The following is a 20,573-nucleotide window of genomic DNA, read 5'->3' on the forward strand; positions in this document are numbered from 1 at the left end:
AAAACCGCATAATTAGGAGCTTCGGATATACTCTAGACGCGCAATATCAATCTAGGAATGAGACCATGGTCGTAGGTCAGGTATCAGAGGGTTGCGTATAATGTCATCAATATTGTTAAAAACCTGTTAGGACAAGGCATGACGTTCGGTTGGGTTACACTGGCACTTTTGTATTTATTTTTGTTATTTAACATTGCCAGTTGGGGCGATAAAAACTCCCCTACCGCAAGATGGATAACGTCTCATCCGGTGATCTATTCGCTAGCGCTGGCCATTTATTGTACGGCGTGGACATTCTTCGGCGCCGTGGGGCTAGCGTCCAGGGACACCTGGATATATTTGCCCATATTACTGGGGCCAGTGCTGGTCTATATTTTGGGATATCGTTTCATATATAAACTTACTCTGGTGAGTAAGAAGCAGCACATCAACACCATTGCCGACTTTATTGCTTCGCGCTACGGAAAACGACAAGCCGTAGCATTGCTGGTTACCATTATTGCGCTGCTGGCGACCATTCCCTATATCGCTCTGCAGTTAAAAGCGATTGGCGCAACATTCAAACTGCTTACCAATCAACCTAACAGCCAGTTTATTATTGTTATTTCAACCGCGTTTATAGCGTTGTTTGCCATTTACTTTGGTACCAAACAGACCGATGTAACCGAGTATCGCCGCGGGCTAATTCTGGCTATTTCGTTTGAATCCACCATTAAACTGCTGGCGTTAGTGTTGGTGGCGTATGTGGGATATCAGGCCTGGTACAACCTGGAAAGCACGCCCATTCTGGCGAATTTTGTTACCGAGCAGGCCCTGTCGCAGTTCGGATCGTTTACTTTCTTTGCACAAACCATCATGGCGGCTGCCGCCATTATCTGTTTACCACGCCAGTTTCATGTTGCCATTGTAGATAACCTTAGCCTGAACCACTTAAAAACCGCCCGCTGGCTGTTTCCGGTTTATCTTTTGATAACCGCTGCAGTGATTCCTATTATTGCCATGGCCGGACAAGCGGTATTCAGCGGGCAGGATGTCGAACCCGATACCTATGTGTTATCACTCGCCATGCACTCTGAGTCCCTGCTATTGCAAATCATTGTGTTTGTGGGTGGTTTGTCGGCCGCTACAGCAATGATTATCGTTGCCACCCTGACACTTAGTACCATGTTAACCAACGACGTAGTATTACCGCGCCTGCTGGCGGTTAAACAACATTCAGCAACCTATGGTGATTACGGCAAGCGCATTCGGTTAATTCGTCGAATAATCATTGGCATTATTTTGCTACTGGCATTTTTCTACCACCAGCAAATGACCGGCAGTCGCTCGCTCCACTCCATTGGTTTGATCGCGTTTTCGCTGGTGATCCAGCTGTTGCCTGCGGTAATTGGCGGACTCTACTGGAAACGCGGGCATGCGCATGGCGTATATGCCGGACTCATGGTGGGCCTGATCACCTGGGTACTGTGGCTGGTATTGCCTATAGTTAACAGCACCATGTCGGAATACGCGCAAAGCGAACTGCTGAGCCAGGGCGCAATTATAAGTTTGATCACTAATTTAATTGCCTATGTGCTGTTTTCCTGGTTTGCCCCCGCCCGACTCATCGACCGCATTCAGGCGGAAGCATTTGTATCGCCCGCGGATGTGCGCAATACACCGGTAAAAAGCCATAGTATTAACGTAACCATTGCCGATTTGATTACCCTGCTGTCCACTTTTATGGGCTCCGGGCGCTGTCAGCAATTGGTGAATGAGTATCAGCAGTTGCACCACTGTACGGTTGAACGCACCGAGCCGCCTGACGAAGCCTTTATGGCGTTCTGTGAACGGGCCCTTGGCGGTGTTATTGGTGCCTCCAGTGCCAAGGCTTTAATCGATTCGGTTCTGCGAGGTAAAAAGCTCGACTTTACTGAAGTGATTAACTTTTTCGACGACACTACACAGGCCATGCAGTTCAATATGACTGCACTGCTTACGTCGCTGGAGAACATGGATCAAGGGATCAGTGTAATAGACAAGCACCTGAATCTGGTTGCCTGGAATAAACAGTACGCCGCATTGTATACCTATCCGGAAGAATTACTGGTCGTGGGCACCCCCATTGAAAAACTGATGCGTTATAACGCCCAGCAAGGCGAGTTCGGACGCGACGACATTGAAGCCGAAGTAGAGAAACGCCTGGAGCATTTGAAATCGGGCACACCGCATCGCTTTACCCGTCAACGCAGTGACGGCCGGGTAATTGAAATGGTGGGTAATCCGCTACCAGGCGGCGGCTTTGTAACCAGCTTTAATGACATCACTGGTCACGTTGAGATTCAACAGGCTCTGGAAGAGTCTAACATTGACCTTGAACACCGCATTAAAAAGCGCACGGAAGAGGTTCACTCGATTAATGCAGAACTGCGCCTGGAGATTGAGCGGCGGCGCGACATCGAAAAAGAGCTGATCCGTGCCCGAAAAGCCGCCGAAGATGCAAACGCCAGCAAAACCCGCTTTCTGGCATTGGCCAGTCACGATGTATTGCAGCCGTTAAATGCTGCAAAACTGTATGTCTCTGCGTTACAGGAGGCGTCTCTACCTGAATCCGTTGTCAGTATTGTCAATAAATTGAGTCATTCGGTTACTTCGAGCGAAGCGCTGATAGCCACTCTGCTGGATATTTCACGTCTTGATCAGGGTGAATTAAAACCCAATCCGGAACCCGTTGATATTCGCGCGTTATGTGGCCCCATCGTAGATGAAACCGCGATGCGAGCCAAAGAGAAAGGTCTCGAACTCAGAACCCGGATCCCCGAATGCTGGGTGTATGCCGACAAAACCTTTTTGTATCGAATATTGCAAAACTTGCTATCAAATGCCGTTAAATACACCGAAAAAGGCAAAGTACTACTGTCAGCAAGAAAGCGCAATGGCAAAATATTACTGCAAGTGCGAGATACGGGCATTGGTATATCCCTGGAGCAACAGGCGCTCATTTTCAGCGATTTCTATCGCACTAATGAAAGTGCAGAACACGGTATAGGCCTGGGACTGGGTGTGGTACGCCGACTGAGCCATCAGATGCAATGCAAAATTCACGTCGACTCCGAGGTAGGCCGTGGCAGCTGTTTCTCACTGAGTTTTCCTATTGCTCAGCCTCAGGCAAACCAGCCGCAAACTCAGGGCAGTCCAACGGCATCTTTTGGCAGCCTGCGCGTGTTATGTGTAGATGATCAGCAGGAAAACCTGGATGCCATGCAGACCCTGTTGGAGCGCTGGGGGATCAGTGTGGTACTTGCCGATAACTGGGATGACGCCATCAAACAAGCCGATATTTTCTCACCGCAAATATTGCTGATGGATTATCAGTTAGGCCACGGTGTAAATGGGCTGGATCTCATTGATGCCATCCGGCAACATCTGGATGTCGTCTTGCCCGCCTCGCTCATTACCGCCACCCACGACGAAGACGTGGTTCAACGCTGTAAAGAGCAGGGAGTAAACTACCTGAGCAAACCGCTGAAGCCCGCCAAATTGAGGGCGTTATTAAAAAGTATGACGCGACACATCAAGGCTGCACGCTAACGTATTGGCGTGCAGATTTGTTGATTTGAACATTAACTTAATCAATTGAAATAGTAGTTGTTATTTCGGCGTTTTGCGTTAGCTTTATCTTAAAGAACATCCGAGCGATTTGGGTAATACCCTATAAAAATCCCTCACCGTCACGATAAATATTATTCGGTTTACATTCTTGATGAAGCAGGCAGAGTACACCGTTTTGATTTTCCCTGCGAACAGGTCAGTTTATGCGCATTGCCATTTTATCCCGTAACCCCAGTCTGTATTCTACCCGTCGTCTGAAAGAAGCCGGCGAGTTGCGGGGCCATACCGTCGATATTATCGACACCATGCACTGCTACATGGATATCACCAGCAGTAATCCATCTGTTCGATACAATGGCAGTAAGCTACCCAAATACGATGCCGTTATTCCCCGCATTGGTGCCTCGGTCAGTTTTTATGGCACCGCCGTTGTACGCCAGTTTGAAATGATGGGTACATACAGCATTAACGAGTCTGTTGCCATCAGCCGGTCACGCGACAAACTGCGTTCTCTTCAATTATTGTCACGTAAAGGCATAGGTTTACCGCGCACCGGCTTCGCACACCATCCGGACAAAGTAGACGACGTAATTCAGAATGTAGGTGGTGCCCCTGTCGTTATTAAACTGCTGGAAGGCACTCAGGGCATTGGCGTGGTGCTGGCTGAAACACAAAAAACGGCTGAAGCGATTATTGAAGCCTTTATGGGTTTGAATGCCAGTATTTTGGTACAGGAATACATTAAAGAAGCCGGTGGCTCCGACATTCGCTGTTTTGTGGTCGGCGGCAAGGTGATTGCAGCAATGAAACGCCAGGCAGCGCCCGGTGAATTCCGTTCGAATCTGCACCGCGGCGGCTCTGCCAGTCTGGTACGTTTGTCACCTGCTGAACGCAAAACGGCGGTTGATGCTGCCCGCACACTCGGCCTTAACTGCTGCGGCGTAGATATTCTGCGTTCAAATCACGGTCCGGTAGTAATGGAAGTGAACTCATCCCCCGGGCTCGAGGGCATAGAAGGCGCGACCAATAAAGATGTTGCCGGAATGATCATTGAATTCATCGAAAGCTCGGCCAAGCCGAACAACACCAGAACGAAAGGGAAGGGTTAATGACCATAGCACCATTGGAAATTGGTGGAAAAAAGATTGCACCGGGAGAAACCAAGAAAATAGCATTGGATATGCCTCCCCTGTATACCGCCACCAGCATGAATATCCCGGTATTTGTAAAGCGCGGCAAGCGCCCGGGGCCGACCATGTTTGTGAGCGCTGCCTTACACGGTGATGAACTTAACGGCATTGAAATTGTGTCTCGCCTGATTAAGTCTAAAGCGATCAATAACTTGAAAGGCACACTGATTGCGGTTCCAATGGTCAATGTGTATGGCGTGCTTAACCAATCCCGTTATTTACCGGATCGACGTGATTTAAACCGCAGCTTTCCGGGCAGTCGCTCGGGCAGTCTGGCGGGTCGTCTTGCCTACCTGTTTTACAAGGAAGTTGTGAGCAAATGCGATTTTGGCATCGACTTACACACAGGCGCGATTCACCGTAGCAACCTTCCCCAGGTCCGCGCAAATCTGGACGATCCCGAGGTGCTAGCTATGGCAAAAGCGTTTGGCGTTCCCGTGTTGCTGAATGCCGATCTCCGTGATGGATCTTTGCGTGCGACCGCCGGTGAAGATGGCATAAAGATCCTGCTTTACGAAGCAGGCCAGGCGTTGCGTTACGACGAATTTTCAATTCGCGCGGGCGTGAAAGGCATTTTAAATACCATGCGACACATGGGCATGTTGAGCCAAGGGCGCAGCAAAGGCGTTAACATTACTCCCTTTATTGCCCGCGCAAGTGGCTGGGTAAGAGCACCGGAAAGCGGCTTTATTACCCATTCTGCGCAGCTGGGTGACCATGTGGTTAAGGGCGACAAGCTGGCGGTGATTGCTGATTCCTTTGGTACTTTTAAAGCCAATATTATCAGCCCGGCCGAAGGCGTTGTAATAGGTAAGCAAAATATTCCGCTTACCCAGGAAGGCGAGGCTATCTATCATATTGCTTACTTCAAAGCGCCCGATACGGTAGCGGAACAAGTAGAATTATTACAAGACAATCTGGTTTCAACTGAATCAACATTGGTACTGTAACTATGGCTGGCATTAAAAAACCGAAGCAATTAATCGGCGCGCTGGAATGCGCTAACCTGCCTGAATTGGGCATTTACAACTTAACGATGCGCGTAGATACTGGCGCAGCAACGTCGTCACTACACGTTGATAATATTGAAGAATTCAAGAAAGATAATGTTCGCTGGATTCGCTTCGACATTCACCCAGATATACATGACGTTGCCAAAACCGTTCGCTGCGAATACAAAGTACTGAGTCAGAAAAAGGTGAAAAGCTCTACCGCGACCAGAGAAAAGCGCTACGTGATTAAAACCCGGTTTGAGCTGGGCAAACGTGCCTGGAAGATAAAGCTCACATTAACAGACCGTTCGGAAATGACCTATCTGATGCTACTCGGCCGTCAGGCCATGGCGGGCAAGTGTATTGTCGATCCGGATCTTGAGTTTTGCGTATCAAGCCCGAATGCTCTGCCAAAATAATCCTTTAAAATCGAAGTAATACGTACTAGGCTGGTAATATTGATAGCAGAGGCATCGCAAAGTAGCTTTAAGTTATGCGGATACTGTTTGTTTTTTTGATTAGCCTGTTCCAGGTTCCAGGTCTTTCTGCGCAGGATGCCGAAATGCCACTGCGTGACATGGTGCGCATTCCCAGCCCCGCGCCCGGCACCTCAGATATCTACAACTACGTTGTTAGCGTACTTGAGCTGACCTTACAGGTAACTGAGCCTGAATACGGCAGGTTAACTGTGTATTCGAATCCGCAAACGACTCCCCAACAAAGACAATTCATGAACCTTGCTAACGGCAACACCGACATCGCCTGGTCGATCACCAGTGCAGAGCGGGAGTCCCAGTATCTGCCTGTTCGGGTGCCGTTTATAGGTGGCCTGTTTGGATACCGCGTGCTGCTGATTCACGTCGACGATGAGCGTTTTAACTATGCTCCCGCGCTGGCCGAATTAAAGGCGATGACTGCGATACAAGGGGCTAACTGGCCTGATACCCAAATACTGCAATTTAATGAATTTAACGTGATTGGTTCTTACGGGAATGGACTGAAATTACTGCATCGTAGAATGATAGATTATTACCCAAGAGCAGTGCACGAGTATAGCCAGGAGTTAGCAGAAAACCCGCAGTACAAACTAAAGCTGGCACCACATGTTGGCCTGAAATACCCAAATCCGCTATTCTTTTTTGTAAATAAAAACAATCTGGAGCTGGCAGAGCGTTTAACCAAAGGCCTCACAATGTTGCACAATAATGGTCAGTTAAATGCGTTACTGCATAGCCAACCGTTTTATCGCGTTGCCGATACCACCCTGTCCGGCCGTGAAATCCACGTTCTCAGAAACCCTCTGCTCACCAAAGAAACACTTGATGCCTTGTCGCGTTTTCAATAGCCGACACGGTATAGTATGCCTGCCACATAGATAATTACTCAGCCTTCGCTATACTCAAACAAGACAACTGCGCAAGGGTCTGTTTTTGCATGTATAAACACCTGTTTATATTAACCTTATGTATTTTAATACTGTCGCCAATGAGGCTTGAAGCGAGCGAGCCTAAGCGCGATAGTGTTGTGTACATCCCCAACTATGAGCCCGGTACTACCGACATTTATCAGTACGTTGTTACGTTATTAAATTTGGCCATGGCGCTTACGGAACCGGAATTTGGGCCGGTTCAGATTATTGCAAACCCTGCTCCGACGCCACAGCAGCGGCAATTTTTGAATCTGCGTAACGGTCAGACCGACATTATGTGGTCGGTAACCACGTATGCCAGAGAGCAGGAAAACACGGTAATACGTATCCCTCTCACTGGCGGCATGTTCGGCTATAGGGTGATGCTGATTAAAGAGGGTGATGAACGCTTTCGCGAGACTATTGAACTGCCGGATCTTAAGCAACTCAGCGCCGTTCAGGGCAGTGATTGGCCTGATACAGACATCTTAAGGTATCACGGTTTTAGCGTAACACCCAGCGTATACACCAGTGCCTTCAAATTACTGGATCGTGGAATGGTGGATTATTTTCCCCGAGCGGTTCACGAAATTTTTGAAGAATTAAGTACTCATCATTCTCTGAATCTTACCACTGAACAATACATTGCGTTGCAATACGACAACCCCATGTTCTTCTTTGTGGCTGCGCGCCGCCCCGAGCTGGCTAAGCGGCTTGAAATTGGCCTGAACCGGCTTTACGAAAACGGCGATTTGCAGCGTTTGCTCACGTCGCAGCATTTTTATATTCAGGCAAGAAATCTATTAAAGGGAAGAACGATATACCCTTTGAACAATCCACTGCTCAGTGAACAAACCCGCCAGGCAATGAAACGATACCAATCACCACTAGCCAGTGCCTTGTAATCAATTAAACAGATAGTGTGATGTTTTTATATCGCTGACTACTGCTGAACAGGAGGTTCGAGCTCAAGTTGAGAGGCAATAAGGACAGCCTGTGTGCGGTTATTAATACCCAGTTTTTTGAATATTGCCGTTACATGCGCTTTCACTGTGGCTTCGGCAATGTCCAGATTGTACCCTATTTGCTTGTTCAGCAGGCCATCGCGCATATAACACAACACTTTGTACTGTGATGGCGTGAGGCTGGATACCTTATCGGCCAGTTCTGAAAACTCCTCGTCAACATCCTGAATTTTCTCACTAATGGACTCGGGTAACCAGATGTCGCCATCCAGGATAGATTGCACGGCTTTGGCAATATCTTCAGCGCTGGTCGTTTTGGGAATGAAACCGAGGGCGCCAACCCCTACGATTTTGGAAATGATAGTGGCATCTTCTGTGCCTGACACAACCGCTACGGGTAAATCAGGATACAACTTGCGAATATGCAATAAGCCAAACAAATCGTTGCTGCCTGGCATATGCAAATCCAGTAACAACAAGTCGACATCCTGCTTTTGCAGGATGTCGGCTGTTGCGGTGAGATCCCCGGCCTCAAGTAAGGTGAGGTCGGGTAGTGATAACGATAACGCGCCCTTCAACGCATCGCGGTATAAAGGGTGATCATCGGCAATTAGCAGCGTTATCATTATCTCTCCGTATTACTTGTTAAGACGCTCCTCGATGAGTGTATCAACAACCGACGGATCCGCCAATGTTGAGGTATCACCCAGTTGGTCATGCTCGTTTGCTGCAATCTTACGCAGGATACGGCGCATAATTTTACCAGAGCGCGTTTTTGGCAGCCCACGCGACCATTGGATCTTGTCTGGTGTAGCAATAGGACTTAACTCAGTGCGTACCCAGGCACGGATTTCTTTGGTTAGCTCCTCGTCTGGCTCCACCCCTTCATTAGGCGTAATGTATACATAGATACCCTGCCCTTTGATGTCGTGTGGGTATCCTACCACCGCTGCTTCAGCAACTTTAGGGTGAGCTACCAGCGCACTTTCAATTTCTGCCGTACCCAATCGGTGACCAGACACGTTCAATACGTCATCCACGCGACCTGTGATCCAGTAGTAACCATCTTCGTCACGACGCGCACCGTCTCCAGTGAAGTATACGCCTTTATATGCACTGAAATAGGTACTGATAAAGCGTTCATGATCACCGTATACCGTGCGAGCCTGACTTGGCCAGCTGTCTTTGATCACCAGGTTACCTTCACTCGCACCTTCCAGCTCATTGCCTTCGGCGTCGAACAGCGCTGGCTGAATACCAAACATAGGGCGTGATGCTGAACCAGGTTTAAGTGCAGTAGCGCCCGGCAGCGGCGTGATCATCATGCCGCCTGTTTCGGTTTGCCACCAGGTATCCATAATTGGGCAACGGCTTTCACCGATAACGCGGTAGTACCATTCCCATGCTTCAGGGTTAATGGGTTCACCCACTGAACCCAGCAGACGCAGTGACGACAAATCACAACCTTCCACAGGGGCATTGCCGTGTGCCATCAGTGCACGAATGGCTGTTGGCGCAGTATAAAGTGAGTTTACTTTATATTTTTCAACTACCTGTGCTATACGACGCACATCAGGGTAAGTAGGTACACCTTCAAAGAATACCTGAGTTGCACCATTGATTAGCGGGCCATACACCATATAACTGTGACCAGTGATCCAGCCTACGTCAGCAGTACACCAGTAAATGTCGTCCTCGCGATAATCAAACGCATATTTAAAGGTCATTGCCGTGTACAACAAGTATCCACCGGTGGTGTGTACTACGCCTTTAGGCGTGCCGGTTGAACCCGATGTGTATAAAATAAACAGCGGGTCTTCTGCATTCATTACCTCAGGTTCGCACTGGGCAGAGCAATCTTCTACCAGGCTATCCCAATACACATCTACGCTCTCGTTAAAGGCTACATTACCGCCAGTCAGTTTGTGCACAATCACGTTGGTAATCGATGGGCATGCGCCTTTCGCTAATGCACGGTCAACGTTGGCTTTTAGTGGCACACTGCGACCAGCACGACGGCCTTCGTCGCAGGTAATAACGACCTTTGCTTCGCTGTCGTTAATGCGGTCGGCAATGGCATTGGGTGAGAATCCACCAAAAATAACAGAGTGCACCGCACCAATACGCGCACACGCCAGCATGGCATAAGCTGCCTGTGGCACCATTGGCATGTATACGGCTACGCGATCGCCTTTGCCAACACCCAGCTTTTTCAGGCCATTCGCTAATTTACATACTTCGTAATGCAGTTGCTGATAGCTTATAGTTTCACTGTCTTCTGGTGAATCGCCTTCCCAGAACAATGCTGTTTTCTTGGCATGTTTTGCCAGATGTCTGTCGATACAGTTGTAGCTGGCGTTGATCTCACCATCTTCAAACCATTTAATCGACACCGAATGCGGATCAAATGTGGTATTTTTTACTTTTGTAGGTTTTGTGTACCAATCCAGCGTACTGGCATATTCACCCCAGAACCGGTCCGGGTCATCGACAGACTGCTTGTACATTTGCTCATATTGTTCCTGTGTCAAATGAGTCGACGCTTTGATACTTTCCGGAACCGGATAAATCTTGCTGGCAGTCATATGAATTGCCTCCAATTTTCAAATAAATTACAGAGATATGTATTGGTTGATCAATGTAGCTTTTCCTGACCAAAGCAAAATGAGACTTTGGTCTTAGCGAGCGCTAAATTTCTATTTAGTTAAGTGGTGCTACTCCTTCCGTGTTACGACTTTCGTCTTATAGACCATCCGCTTATTTGCAATTGTTCTAAACTCATCCAAATTAAGAATCGTTAACTGCATTTTTACACTTTTTTTACCAATCAGCCAATTCCTGGACAAATGGGACGAGAAAACATGAAACACACATTAAAAAAAGTTACCGGCGCTGTGACGCTGGCATTAACCGGTTTAACCATGGCGTCCGCCAACGCCGCCTCACTGGGTTCTACTGAAGTTAAGTACACTGGTTACATCAAAGTAGACGGTATATACAGCGACTATTCAAATGGCGAGGGCCATCCTCTGAACCGTGATTTCTATGTTCCTTCTACCATTGAAGTGGGCAGTGCAGACGATGACATCAGCGGTCGGTTTGACGGTCACGCCAAACAATCTCGTTTTCGCTTGACAACCACTACTCCGGTTGATGGTGATGATAGTATCACCGGCGTGCTGGAATTTGACTTTATGGTAACTAAAGGCGATTACGATAACGAGCGAATCAGTAACTCATATTTGCCTCGTATGCGCCATGCTTTCCTCAAATACAAAAACTGGTTGGTTGGTCAAACCTGGACCACCTTTATGGACGTGAATGCCCTGCCTGAGTCACTGGACTTTATCGGCACAACAGACGGTATTACGTTCGGTCGTCAGGTAATGGTTCGCTACACACAAGGTGGTCTGGAAGTCGCTCTGGAAAATCCGGAAACAACTGTTGTGGGGGTAGGTGCAACCGACGACAACTCAGTGCCGGATATAATTGCCGCATACACCATGAAGCAGGACTGGGGTCACGTTAAGGTAGCGGGTATGTTTCGTCAGTTAGCTTACAACGTAGGCGATATTGATGCATCTGACACAGCTGCCGGCGTGTCTATTACAGGCAAAGTAAAACTTGGCGATACCGACGATATCCGCTTTACATTCTTTACCGGTACGGGCTTGGGACGCTACGCCGCACTGAACGCAGCACAAGGTGCTGTGTATGATGCGCAGACAGGCGAGCTATCCTCTATCGACTCAACTGGTTATGGCATCGCCTATCGCCACATGTGGAATGACAAGGCTCGCACAAACATCATGTTTTCAGCCTTTGACGCGGATTCTGAAGCCGTCACTAAAATCACTATGGGCGATTACACTGATAAGACCTACAGCGCCCGTGTGAACTACATTTACTCAATGTCGAGCGCGATAACTGTAGGGGCCGAGTATGCTTATGCTAAGCGCGAAACCGAGGCGGGTCTGGACGGTGACATGAGCCGCGTACAATTTTCTGCAAAATATGCATTTTAGTACTACGCTTAATTAGACAGCTTCCTTCCTTCGATTTGGGCTGTCTAGTTATGTTCTGTTGTTCCCAAGTTGGCCACGAATTTCGTGGCCTTTTTTATTTCAAAGATCACACAAGACTAACGTCAAAAACGCCAACTGGAACGCACTTGACAATGTGTTGGACACTTAATCAAAACGGCATAGGATAACGCTTCATGACCAACTGAATCTGGCGTAGCGTGTCGTCGCTTAAACGCATGTCAAATGCCGCCAGGTTTTCTTTTAATTGCGCAATCGTAGTACCGCCAATAATGGTAGACGTAACGCCAGGTACCTGATTTACCCAGGCAAGTGCCAGTTGCGAAGGTGTAATCTGAGCACGCTGCGCCACTTCCACATACCTGGCGGTTGCTTCATGCGCGGTTTCTGTATTACGGAATAACCCCTGACGCTGCACAAACGTCCATCGACTCCCCGCAGGACGCGCATCATTCAGGTACTTGCCCGACAACATCCCGGTGGCTAATGGCGACCAAGGCAGGTAGGCCACGTTTTCAAACGCACAGGATTCAATTAAATAGGGCCAGTCCTTGATATGTAGCAAGCTGAATTCGTTTTGAATAGACACCGGCTTTGGCACGCCCAGTTCATTACACAAGTTCAGGTAAGTATGGATACCCCAGGGTGTGTCATCAGAGAGTCCCCAATGACGAATTTTACCGCTTTCAATGGCTTTTCCTATGCCTTGCACGATATCCCGCATGCCAGCGCGCTCCTTGGCGACATCGGTATCATTGGGGTTCGTGCGCCACGGCCAGTGCTTGGCAAAATGCGGCGACGTGCGATTTGGCCAGTGCAACTGATACACATCGATATAGTCGGTTTGTAAACGCTGTAGCGATGCATTAATGGCCTGTTCAATTGTAACTGCAGAAATCTCAGAACCCTCGCGAATATAACGAATACCACTGCCAGCAATTTTGGTCATCAGTACAATATCGTTACGCTTTTGCGGGTTGGCTGCCAGCCAGTTGCCAATAAGCCGTTCAGTATCGGCATAGGTTTGCTCATTGGGAGGAATAGGGTACATCTCAGCCGTATCAATAAAATTAATACCTTCGCTGTGTGCCCAATCAAGCTGTTCGCTGGCGTCTTGTTGTGTATTCTGAATACCGAATGTCATGGTGCCCAGACACACGCGGGATACGCGTAAATCGCTGCTACCCAATAACTCGTATTGCATGCTAAACCTCTGTGTATATTTACTCAGCTGACGAGGCCGAAGCGTTTTGCTCTGCCGTGGCCAGTCGCCGCTCAATCTTACGACGGGACTCCACCATTTCATTTGCCAGCTCGGCTAACGACCGAAACTCAGAAAACCCCAGTTTGCGGGGATCGATATGTTGATATTGTCGCTTACAGCGATAAAAGAACAGCATAAAGTTAGCAAAAGACCGGTGAAAGGTCGCGAAACTTTTGACCAACAGCAAAATCAATGCGACTGATGTCGTCACCGCAATCACAGTTCCAAATACCGTAGCGCGCTGTTTTTGCTTGTCGATAACCGGTAGCAAGGTGTCATCAAGGCGTTGTAAAGCAGCTTCTGCATGATGTGCCTGCTCCCTGAACTCCATTCTTAATCCATCGGATTCGCGCAAACCAATTTGCTGACGTACAGACACCCACTCCGATAACGTGTTCATGTAGTCGTTCAATAAAGTCTGATCTTCAGGGAGTAACAAATGAGACTGTGTGATGACCTGAAACAGCTGATTTAATTCAACCAGCGAATCAGCGCGAAAGGTATACTGATAATCAACAACCAAAAATTGGAACCGGGATAATTCTGCCTGTAGCTGCGGTTCATAGCGTTGCCCCTGTATATAAAGCTGCTCAGCATGCCGAAACAACACCTTGTTCAGGCCATCTTCCGGTGTAAGTCCAACCTGCTTCATCAGTAGCACTAAGTTAAAAAAGCGCTCTGTATAAGCTTGTGTACTCTGCGCGATTTCGCCTACCAACGATACGGGCAGATTGTGTGATTTTACCGTGTCATCCAGTTCATTTAAAGCGCTAACAAAATGCGCCTGCTGATGTCGAAACTGGTTAAGATACTCCGGATTTTTGCGTAATAAGAAGTCCTTCTCGTGGCGGCGCAATTGCAGCAGATCCTGCTTTAACTCCAACAACCGTACCCGTTGCTCACCTAAGGTAATAAGTGCCTGGTTAAAATAGTGCTGACTGGCTACCAATAACGTCATACCCAGCACACAGACTGCTGTCATAAATAATAAGCGAAATTTTATCGAATCCCATTTCATTGCAGGCCCCGGTCAATAGTGAAGTCAAACGACGCTATCGCATCGGGATGTCATTTCCATGACAAATGGGCATTCTTGGCACTTCAACCCTGGCTATGAGCAGATGTGCTTCCGCGTGAATTTAGTGGTACTCTTCATCAGTATATTGTCTTGCACATTACCTTTCCAATAAGAACCCATAGTTAAGATAATGCATTCTGAATCATCGTCAGGCCCCATTTTCGATTATTTATATAAACACATTAGCACCCTGCAAATTGCACCGGGCGAAAAATTATCGGAAAACCGCTTAGCTAACCAATTCAGTACCAGTAGAACCCCTGTAAGGGAAGCCATTGCAAGACTGGTAAGTATTGGGTTGGTTGAGGTAAAACTGAAGAGTGGCACCTTTGTTACCCGGCTGAGTACCGAAAAAATAACGGAAGCGCAGTTTATTCGCGAAGCCATAGAATGCGCCATTGTGCAGAAGGTGGCGGCCGATAGCCCCCGCAACACTATTGCGGTATGCGAAGCCGTCCTCAAACAGCAACAACAAGCCGCTGTCGACAACAATTTTGAGTTATTCCGGCAAATCGACGACCAGTTTCATCAGGCATTGGCCGACTACACTCAGTTTCGAAGGGCTGCCCACATTGTCCAGTTGGAAAAAGCCCATTTAGACAGGCTTCGGCATGTAAGCCTAAAAGAGATTGGCAGTCAGTACGCCAGGGTTTTAGACCAACACCACCGCATTCTTGCCGCCATTAAAGCCGGCAACAGCGAGGTAGCCGCTCAGATAATGCGTGAACATACCCGCGAAATTCTAGGTGTGCTGAATGAAATAAAAACCAATCACGCCGACTACTTTGTGCAGCCCTGATTGATGCACTATCAACGCTCCTGAGGATATTATGGCTTCACTTGCCGCAACGCTACTGTACCGTCGGTATTTGGCAGAGCCTCAATAGCAAAATCAAAACGGTCGATATCCAGGCAAAAGTGTAAGTCTGATTCGGGATTCCAGGGTTGTGCCGGGTCCAGAAAGCGAGAGGCGCAAGGCGATGCAAGCAATCGCGCTTTCAGTAGTGCGGTGTCAACAGGCTCCTCACGTAAACAGTGCGCTAAATACTCAGCGCACAAATCATCTTCATCAGTGCGTTCTTCCGCCTTCCAGCCCATTCTTACCAGCGTAACTACGGTTGGATTGAGGCTGAGAATATAGTTCGCCGTGGCACTGGCATTCACTAACGCGCCGGTAAGAATTTTGTCAGCTTTGAGGGCGTTTACCAGCCCCTGTGTACCGGCATGGGTAGTATGCGCAATATAGCGGTTTTTCAGCGCCTGTGATGCCAGTTCCGTGGGTGAGTTTCCCACATCAAACCCCGGTAGCTTTTTCCCTTCCCGCTCACCTATCAGTAAGGTATCCGGTCTTTTCGCTTTGAGTGCCAGGGCCTGCTCTGCCTCGCCCACTGCAATAACCTGCCTGGGAGATTGTGCCAGACAATAACACGCCACGGAAAATGCGCGAAATACATCAATGATGACCACAATGCCTTCGGCATGTTGCGCACCTTCGATAAAGTCTGTTGTTACAATTTTCACGCTGATAGTCCCTGCCATCTGATTATTCTCATTAATCGACCAATAATAAACCGGTGCATGAATTTGTCGACTTTCATAGCATTAGTTCACTTATCCATTTACCAACAAGCCCATTTTTAATGTCATTCCCGATCTGGGGTGAAACCCCTATATCCGATTAAAACTTACCCAGTCAAACTGACCCTGTGTTTTCACAAAACTATTGTGACAAAAAATTCCCACCCAGGAGTAAGTTATGAAGAAGTTCGCACTCACTACACTAGCCGCTGCCATGCTGGCAGCGCCAACCAGTCAGGCTGTTGCAGACGCCTACATTGGTGAACAAATGCAAAGTAAACTGGCAGCACTGGACGCGGTAAGTTCAATCATGGCAGTGGTTACTTACGACCAGATGGAACCCTTGTCGGAAGCTCAGCTTAGTCAGCTACTGGGATTGGGTATTACCGAAGGCGTACAGTTTAAATCGCTCCCTATCATTGGCGTTGTTGCCAATAAAGCGCAAATCGAACAAATTGCGGCGCTGGATGGGGTGAGATCGGTATTTGCAAACCGGGAAATGACCCTGTACAACGCGGATGCACGTGAGATCACCGGCGTAGCCGATTTACAAACCAGTGGCTTTGCACAGCGCAACGGCAACAATTACACTGGTAAAGGCATTACCATCATGGTGAATGATTCAGGGGTTGATGCCTCTCATCAGGATCACTTTTTCGGTGATACGGTTGTCGAAAACGTGCAGGCCCTTACCCACGCTTCAGCCATTAGCATTACTGGTGTAACCAGTGGCCTGGTGCTTACCGGTCAAGTCAATACCGACACTAACTCAGGTCACGGTACTCACGTAGCAGGTACCATTGCGGGCAACGGTGCCATGTCGGGTGGAAAATACGTGGGAGCTGCTCCTGATGCCGACCTGATTGGCTACGGTTCTGGCGGAGGCTTATTCTTGCTGGACACCATTGGTGGCTTTGATTTCGCAATCAATAATTTATATTCCTACAATAGCCCAATTCGCATTATCAGCAATTCCTGGGGTTCAAGTGGCAAATATGAACCACTTGGGCCCGTTTCCATCGCAACTTACAAAGCGCACAAACTGGGCATTCTGAGTGTCTTCGCAGCCGGTAACGATGGTCCGGGTGAAGACTCACATAATCCCTATGCCCAAATTCCCTGGGGGATTTCAGTCGGTGCAGGCGACAAATTTGGCAAGCTCGCCGGGTTTTCATCACGCGGCCTGAAAGGCGAGTCTGGCGATTTTACCATGCCAGACGGCACCGAATGGACCTACACCAATGAGGTAAGCATTGTTGCGCCTGGAGTAGATATTATTTCAACCCGCGCAGTGACCAACCTGGCCGCCAACGGCGGGGATGCTGACATTGATGCCATCGAAACTGAAAATGTGCCGTTTTACACCATGATTTCAGGTACCAGTATGGCAACCCCTCACGTGTCAGGCATTATCGCACTCATGCTGGAAGCCAATCCTGAACTGGATAATCTGACTATCAAAAAATTATTGCAGGAATCGGCTACCAACATGCCAGGCTATGAGCGCTGGGAAGTGGGCGGCGGCTACGTGAATGCCCGTTCAGCGGTAGCTGCAGCACTGAATTACGATATGAACCACAAAGTAACAGTAAACAATTTGGATGGTAAAACCTTTAATGCAAATGCACTGGTAGCCACTTCAGATGAACAGCTTAATTTGGAATTGTTCTACTCACCGGTAGGTACGCCTGAAATGCAAACCTTTGAAGTGGGTAGTAACGTGGCCGTGGTTAAAGCCTCTGCCAGTGCCCTTGCCAACCTGACCAAACTGGTTCTGGTTGCACCTGATGGTACAGAGTATTTCGGCAATTTAACCACCCCTGTGCTATCTGAAAATATGCGCGTTTCCGCACCTGGTATGGCTGGGACCTGGCGTATTTACGTGTACGGCCTGACGTCACTCTCTGGTGTGAGCGCCGATCCGCTGGGATTAACCAATGGTCCGGGTCTGCCTGAATTTTTCGATGTTGCTGTTAACTTTGAAATTAGCGGTGGTTACAACGGACTTGACGATATTGACGGACACCCACAACAGGGCGCCATTGAATTTGCCGTAAGCAACCGGTTAATGGATTCATTGGGCAGAAACTTTTCGCCAAACGCTCACTTGCGGGTTAAGGACTTTGCGCGGTATGCCATGATGGGCGGTGCGGTTCGCCAGTATCGCGACTTACTGAATGAGCCGGCAACCGCCGTGTCATCACCAGGCGCAGATAAACCCTATATGGAATCAGTCTCGGTTCAGGGTGGCGCGCTGAAAGATAACCTGCGCACACAAAGCCCGGTATTGCTGGATGCTGTTCAGGGTCAGGTAAGCGCGTTTGCCACAATGGATAAACTGGACATCAGTTATGCCATGGTGCAAATGCTAGGTTTACAAGGCCTGGCAGACGAATTTAACCCTGCTGATGATATTGTTGTGGACTATAAGGGGCAATCGGTTGTGTTGCAGGACCAGCACCTGATCCCGGCAGCACTGAAAGGCCACGTACAACTGGCAATCAACCTGTCGCTAATTAACGTACACTTCGACGTGAAGCAAAGCCCATTTGCCCTGGAGCCAACTATTACAGCGAGCTTCGCTCCGGATACTAAGATCACCAGAGCACATTACGCGGTATTGGCCGGTAGAATGTTCGATTACTACTACAACTAAAGTGTAATGCATTTCCACTCCTTTTCTTGAAGGAGTGGAAATATTGGTGTATTTTTGAACAGTCAAGAGAGGTAAATATGATGAAGTACTCTACCCTGCCCCGTGCACTAAAAGGCTTTGTTGCAGCGCTTGTGCTGTTCACGCCCACCAGTTTTGCTCAAGTTGTTCTACCGCAACAGATTTCCTTCGACGATAACGAAATTGAAGCGACGATCGCGGTTTCAAGTACCATTGAAGTCGACATCAAAATTGAATTCGATAACGCGGTAGGTTTGAACGCCAGCAATATCGATATCAGTGCGGAGTTACTGTTACCCACTGACTTATCACTCGTGAACCGCTTACCCTCGTCACTGGTTACCGCAACCAGTGGCTTTCCGGTTGTGATTTCTATCTCGCCCAAACCCAATGCGGGGTTTGCCTTTGAAGGCATGGCAATGATAGAGCTCTACACCAAGGCATTGCACTTCAATCCGGCGTTGCGTCTTTTCCGTTCTCATGCCAATGGTCAGTTTGAAGACATAACGCAATTAACTGCGGCTGGCAGTATTCGCTCACGCGGAAATACCGGTAGTTTTTCTGACTTTATGATCCTGATGGATCTGCGCGTTCCGGAAGATGTGATCGAGTCAAAATACGCTCGCATAGAACAGTTTATAGCGGATCAGTCTTCACATATATCTCCAGTGATCCTGTCGGCGCTGAACGCACAACTGAATTTCCTACACGATGATCTTTCCGGTGCAGACTACACCGCAGCGTTGGGTGTAGTGGATACCCTGATCGATTTGGTAGAAAACTGCAATGGCGACTTTATGGCAGACGTATGGCGTTCATCCGATGATCTGGTAAACGTGAAAGGCGAGCTGCTTACCCAATTGCATACCCTTCGATTTAGTTTGCGTACATTGTAACGTGCTTTGTAACGTTGCTTGTAAAGTACCTCAACAAGCAGGGCGCCCGGTATGCCACTACAACTTGCTTATGCCAACGAACAAGGCGTGATCACAGAACACCTTATGTATGAGGGAACGTCATACCGGTTGGGGCGTTCCCGTCAGGCTGACATTGTTATTCAACATCCGCAAATATCGCGTCTGCACGCCACCATTAAAACCGACACACACAATAGTCACTCCCATTGGACGATAGACGATACAAGCAGTAACGGTTGCTTTTTGGGCGGACGGGCCATTAAGCATGAAACCCTGCCCGACAATACGCTGGTGTTTTTAGGTCCCGTGCCATGCCAAATCAAACGTCTGAGCCTGAATGACCTGGCCCAACAGGACAGTGTGTACTTTTGGCGTAAACAGCAGTTGCGCCAGTTTGAGAAAACCATTTATCAGTCACGCGACACCTCAGCGATGCTGGACGTAGCGCGACATTCAATGATCCAAACTCTGGGTTGTGAGCGTGCTGCCCTGCTGCTATTTAACGAGCAGTTCGAAATAGGCTCGGCGATGGGGCACGAAGACTGGATGGATACCACACAATTCAGCGGCAGTCGGACGGTTATCCGCCATGCCATTGAGACCCGACAGCCCGTTGCCATTGGCGATGTGCAGGCCGACCAACAATTCAATGCCAGACAAAGTATTGTACGATTTGGTATTAAAGCCGCCTTGTGCGTACCAGTGATTGCCGAAAACCGCGTAATTGGTGTGCTTTATGGTGACAATACCCAAGGCAGACAATATTTCACTGTTACGGATGTTAAGTTGACACAATTACTAGCAAATATGTTGTCTTTACGTTTGTTATTCCACTCCATAGAACATAATATTTCTTTAGTGACAGAAATTTAG

General features: G+C 48.3%; 16 protein-coding genes. 11 read left to right on the forward strand and 5 right to left on the reverse strand.

The window, feature by feature from the left end; all coding sequences use genetic code 11:
* The first annotated feature begins 138 nt into the window (after positions 1-138).
* The 6 genes from ACLR2L_RS02980 to ACLR2L_RS03005 all read left to right on the forward strand — a co-directional run bounded on the left by ACLR2L_RS02980 (position 139) and on the right by ACLR2L_RS03005 (position 8,086).
* Positions 139-3,570 (forward strand): PAS-domain containing protein, encoded by a 3,432-nt coding sequence (locus ACLR2L_RS02980; protein WP_413365560.1) that lies wholly within the window; start codon positions 139-141, stop codon positions 3,568-3,570.
* Between the two features lie 224 nt (positions 3,571-3,794).
* Positions 3,795-4,700, forward strand: a complete 906-nt coding sequence (rimK, locus tag ACLR2L_RS02985) for a 30S ribosomal protein S6--L-glutamate ligase (protein ID WP_140959571.1) — start codon at positions 3,795-3,797, stop codon at positions 4,698-4,700.
* Positions 4,700-5,731, forward strand: coding sequence for a succinylglutamate desuccinylase/aspartoacylase family protein (locus ACLR2L_RS02990; protein WP_140959573.1), 1,032 nt, complete (start codon positions 4,700-4,702; stop codon positions 5,729-5,731). Before rimK ends, ACLR2L_RS02990 begins: the two co-directional genes overlap by 1 nt.
* A gap of 2 nt (positions 5,732-5,733) precedes the next feature.
* Positions 5,734-6,192: an ATP-dependent zinc protease gene (locus tag ACLR2L_RS02995; RefSeq protein WP_413365562.1), complete on the forward strand. Its 459-nt coding sequence runs from the start codon at positions 5,734-5,736 to the stop codon at positions 6,190-6,192.
* Positions 6,193-6,335: 143 nt separating this feature from the next.
* Positions 6,336-7,118, forward strand: a complete 783-nt coding sequence (locus tag ACLR2L_RS03000) for a hypothetical protein (protein ID WP_413365564.1) — start codon at positions 6,336-6,338, stop codon at positions 7,116-7,118.
* A gap of 140 nt (positions 7,119-7,258) precedes the next feature.
* Positions 7,259-8,086, forward strand: a complete 828-nt coding sequence (locus tag ACLR2L_RS03005) for an amino acid ABC transporter substrate-binding protein (RefSeq protein ID WP_413365566.1) — start codon at positions 7,259-7,261, stop codon at positions 8,084-8,086.
* A gap of 38 nt (positions 8,087-8,124) precedes the next feature.
* On the opposite strand, the gene ACLR2L_RS03010 is transcribed toward ACLR2L_RS03005, so the two are convergent.
* Both ACLR2L_RS03010 and acs read right to left on the reverse strand, forming a co-directional pair.
* Positions 8,125-8,772 (reverse strand): response regulator, encoded by a 648-nt coding sequence (locus ACLR2L_RS03010; protein ID WP_140959581.1) that lies wholly within the window; start codon positions 8,770-8,772, stop codon positions 8,125-8,127.
* 12 nt (positions 8,773-8,784) lie between these two features.
* The gene (gene acs / locus ACLR2L_RS03015; RefSeq protein ID WP_413365568.1) at positions 8,785-10,731 is read right to left on the reverse strand and encodes an acetate--CoA ligase; all 1,947 of its coding nucleotides are present in this window, start codon (positions 10,729-10,731) and stop codon (positions 8,785-8,787) included.
* A 276-nt stretch (positions 10,732-11,007) separates the two neighbouring features.
* On the opposite strand from acs, the gene ACLR2L_RS03020 reads away from it, so the two are divergent.
* Positions 11,008-12,171, forward strand: a complete 1,164-nt coding sequence (locus tag ACLR2L_RS03020) for a DcaP family trimeric outer membrane transporter (RefSeq protein WP_413365571.1) — start codon at positions 11,008-11,010, stop codon at positions 12,169-12,171.
* A gap of 169 nt (positions 12,172-12,340) precedes the next feature.
* On the opposite strand, the gene ACLR2L_RS03025 is transcribed toward ACLR2L_RS03020, so the two are convergent.
* Together ACLR2L_RS03025 and ACLR2L_RS03030 are read right to left on the reverse strand one after the other, a co-directional pair.
* Complete coding sequence (locus ACLR2L_RS03025; RefSeq protein ID WP_413365573.1) at positions 12,341-13,393, reverse strand: aldo/keto reductase; 1,053 nt, start codon at positions 13,391-13,393, stop codon at positions 12,341-12,343.
* Positions 13,394-13,412: 19 nt separating this feature from the next.
* Entirely contained in the window at positions 13,413-14,435 is a 1,023-nt protein-coding gene (locus tag ACLR2L_RS03030; protein WP_413365575.1) for a chemotaxis protein, read from the reverse strand.
* 226 nt (positions 14,436-14,661) lie between these two features.
* Here ACLR2L_RS03030 and ACLR2L_RS03035 point away from each other — a divergent pair, with 226 nt between their 5' ends.
* Positions 14,662-15,330, forward strand: coding sequence for a GntR family transcriptional regulator (locus tag ACLR2L_RS03035; protein ID WP_140959596.1), 669 nt, complete (start codon positions 14,662-14,664; stop codon positions 15,328-15,330).
* A 29-nt stretch (positions 15,331-15,359) separates the two neighbouring features.
* Here the strand turns inward: ACLR2L_RS03035 and ACLR2L_RS03040 are convergent, their stop codons facing one another.
* A complete protein-coding gene (locus ACLR2L_RS03040; RefSeq protein ID WP_413365578.1) occupies positions 15,360-16,052 on the reverse strand; it encodes a 2-phosphosulfolactate phosphatase in 693 nt (230 codons plus the stop codon).
* A 235-nt stretch (positions 16,053-16,287) separates the two neighbouring features.
* Here ACLR2L_RS03040 and ACLR2L_RS03045 point away from each other — a divergent pair, with 235 nt between their 5' ends.
* The 3 genes from ACLR2L_RS03045 to ACLR2L_RS03055 all read left to right on the forward strand — a co-directional run bounded on the left by ACLR2L_RS03045 (position 16,288) and on the right by ACLR2L_RS03055 (position 20,573).
* Positions 16,288-18,765 (forward strand): S8 family peptidase, encoded by a 2,478-nt coding sequence (locus tag ACLR2L_RS03045; RefSeq protein WP_413365579.1) that lies wholly within the window; start codon positions 16,288-16,290, stop codon positions 18,763-18,765.
* Between the two features lie 77 nt (positions 18,766-18,842).
* A complete protein-coding gene (locus ACLR2L_RS03050) occupies positions 18,843-19,679 on the forward strand; it encodes a DUF6689 family protein (RefSeq protein WP_140959602.1) in 837 nt (278 codons plus the stop codon).
* Between the two features lie 51 nt (positions 19,680-19,730).
* Positions 19,731-20,573 carry a GAF domain-containing protein gene (locus tag ACLR2L_RS03055; protein ID WP_140959604.1) on the forward strand — a complete coding sequence of 281 codons (843 nt, stop codon included), beginning with the start codon at positions 19,731-19,733 and terminating at the stop codon, positions 20,571-20,573.

The sequence above is a fragment of the Alteromonas sp. AMM-1 genome, from assembly GCF_047290655.1.
Classification (GTDB): domain Bacteria; phylum Pseudomonadota; class Gammaproteobacteria; order Enterobacterales; family Alteromonadaceae; genus Alteromonas; species Alteromonas mangrovi.